Genomic DNA, 2,493 nt, shown 5'->3' on the forward strand with positions numbered 1-2,493 from the left:
TGTGAATAAGCCTGCAATGTTGACCCTAGTTTTGGGGTGATAGGCTTCCAAAGTTGACCCCCTGAACGATTGCGGTTCACGCTCTTGCGCTTTGCTGCGGGAGCGGGTGGGAGATGCTGATCGTGGAGACGGTAGCGCGCATCCGGCGCGAGTTTTTCGTCAAGGGCAAGTCGATCAAGGAGATCGTGCGGGATCTTGGTGTTTCGCGGAACACGGTTCGCAAGGTGCTGCGCTCGGGCGAGACGGCCTTCACATATGAGCGCAGCGTGCAGCCCTTGCCGAAGCTGGGGCCTTGGGCTTCGGATTTGAACAGGCTGCTGGAGGCGAACGACCGCAAGGAACGGCGCGAGCGGCTGACGATGGTCAGGTTGTTCGAGGAGTTGCAGGGTCTTGGCTATCGTGGCGGTTATGACGCGGTCCGGCGATATGCGACTAACTGGCATCGGGAGCGCTCAGCGGTGACGGCGGCGGCCTATGTGCCGCTAAGCTTCGCACCAGGTGAAGCTTACCAGTTCGACTGGAGCCATGAGATCGTCGTCATTGCCGGGGCGACGACCACCGTGAAGGTCGCGCACATGCGGCTTTGTCATAGCCGGATGTTCTACGTGCGTGCCTATCCGCGCGAGAGCCAGGAGATGGTCTTCGATGCGCACGACAAGGCGTTTGCCTTCTTCGGCGGGGCCTGCCAGCGCGGCATCTACGACAACATGAAGACGGCGGTCGATGCGATCTTTGCCGGTCGCGAGCGCCAGTATAACCGCCGCTTCCAACAGATGTGCGGACATTATCTGGTCGAGCCGGTTGCCTGCACGCCAGCATCCGGGTGGGAGAAAGGCCAGGTCGAGAATCAGGTGGGCCTGGTGCGTGAACGCTTCTTCACGCCCCGGTTACGGTTCAGGAGCTACGCCGAGATGAACGCATGGCTCGAGGATCGCTGTGTCGCGCGGTCGAAGCATGCCGCGCATCCCGAGTTGAAGGACCGGACGGTCTGGGAGGTGTTCGAGACCGCGGATCGTCCCGCCCTGATCGCCTATAGGGGGCCGTTCGACGGCTTCCACGCTTTGCCCGCGTCGGTATCGAAGACGCTGCTGGTGCGGTTCGACTATAACAAATACTCGGTGCATGCATCGGCAGCGGGGCGGCCGGTGGAGATCCATGCCTATGCCGACCGCATCGTCATCCGGCAGGAAGGCGAGATAGTCGGCGAGCATGCCCGCCGGTTCGGCCGTGACCAGACGATCTATGATCCCTGGCATTACGTCCCTGTGCTGGCAAGAAAGCCCGGCGCGCTGCGTAACGGCGCACCGTTCAAGGACTGGTCGCTTCCGCCAGCAATCGAGCGGGTACGCCGCCGCCTTGGTGGCCATGCTGATGGCGACCGCCAGATGGTCGGCATCCTGACGGCGGTACTCAGCGACGGGCTCGATGCCGTGGAAGCCGCCTGCGCCGAGGCGCTGATCGGCGGCACCGTTAGCCGCGATGTCGTGCTCAACATCCTGACCCGTCAGCGCCAGCCATCGGCGCCGCTGACCATCGCTACGCCCGAGGCGCTCCGGCTCCGTCACGAGCCCGTCGCCGACTGCGCCCGTTATGATAGCCTGAGGAGGTTCTATGGAACGCCACGAGATCCTGGAGATGATGGGGACGCTCAAGCTCGCGGGCATGCGGCACGCCTATGATGAGGTGATCGCCGATGCGGTAAAGCGGCAGCATGGCCCAAGCCGCGTGGTCGGTGATCTGCTGAAGGCCGAGATCGACGAAAAGCAGGCACGCTCGATCAAATATCAGATGACGATCGCCAAGCTGCCGCTGGCCAAGGAAATTACGGCGTTCGACTTTGCAGAAACGCCGATCAATGAGGGGCTGGTACGCGATCTGGCCACCGGCGCCTTCCTGGCCAACCAGCGCAATGCTGTGCTGGTCGGAGGAACCGGGACCGGCAAAACCCACCTTGCCATTGCTATCGGTCGCTCCTGCGTGCGCACCGGCGCCAGGGTCAGATATTACAACACCATCGACCTGGTGAACCGGCTCGAAGCTGAAACCCGCGCAGGAAAAGCGGGGCGCATTGCCGATCATCTGTCCCGGCTCAACTTGGTGATCCTCGACGAGCTGGGCTATCTGCCGTTCGCTCTGTCTGGCGGTCAGTTACTGTTCCACCTGGTCAGCCGGCTCTACGAGCAGACCTCGATCATGGTGACCACCAATCTCGCGTTCGGCGAATGGCCCTCGGTGTTCGGCGATGCCAAAATGACCACCGCGCTGCTCGATCGGCTGACGCACCATTGCGACATCATCGAAACCGGCAACGAGAGTTGGCGCTTCAAGAACCGCGAAGCTGCCTGATAGCCCAGGAGAAACGCCATCGGCATGGGGGTGAGCCGGCTACGGGCTACGCCCTCCGCCGCCTCACCCCCATGCCGACGATCCTGCGCACTATCAGGGGGTCAATGTTGGGCGCTTATCGGGGTGAATATCCGGTGCCGATTGACA

At 62.4% G+C, this 2,493-nt stretch carries 2 protein-coding genes; both read left to right on the top strand.

Going from position 1 to position 2,493, the window contains the following annotated elements:
* Positions 1-113: 113 nt before the first annotated feature.
* Positions 114-1,679, top strand: coding sequence for an IS21 family transposase (gene istA / locus ACFO3E_RS15500; RefSeq protein ID WP_380805920.1), 1,566 nt, complete (start codon positions 114-116; stop codon positions 1,677-1,679).
* Positions 1,612-2,346 carry an IS21-like element helper ATPase IstB gene (gene istB / locus ACFO3E_RS15505; protein ID WP_380805923.1) on the top strand — a complete coding sequence of 245 codons (735 nt, stop codon included), beginning with the start codon at positions 1,612-1,614 and terminating at the stop codon, positions 2,344-2,346. Before istA ends, istB begins: the two co-directional genes overlap by 68 nt.
* Positions 2,347-2,493 lie beyond the last annotated feature (147 nt).

The sequence above is a fragment of the Sphingobium tyrosinilyticum genome (genome assembly GCF_042654265.1).
Taxonomy (GTDB): Bacteria; Pseudomonadota; Alphaproteobacteria; order Sphingomonadales; family Sphingomonadaceae; genus Sphingobium; species Sphingobium tyrosinilyticum.

What these genes read in the sequence shown, in the direction of transcription:
- istB (WP_380805923.1), top strand. Translation starts at nt 1,612, where the DNA reads ATGGAACGCCACGAGATCCTGGAGATGATGGGGACGCTCAAGCTCGCG.
- istA (WP_380805920.1), top strand. Translation starts at nt 114, where the DNA reads ATGCTGATCGTGGAGACGGTAGCGCGCATCCGGCGCGAGTTTTTCGTC.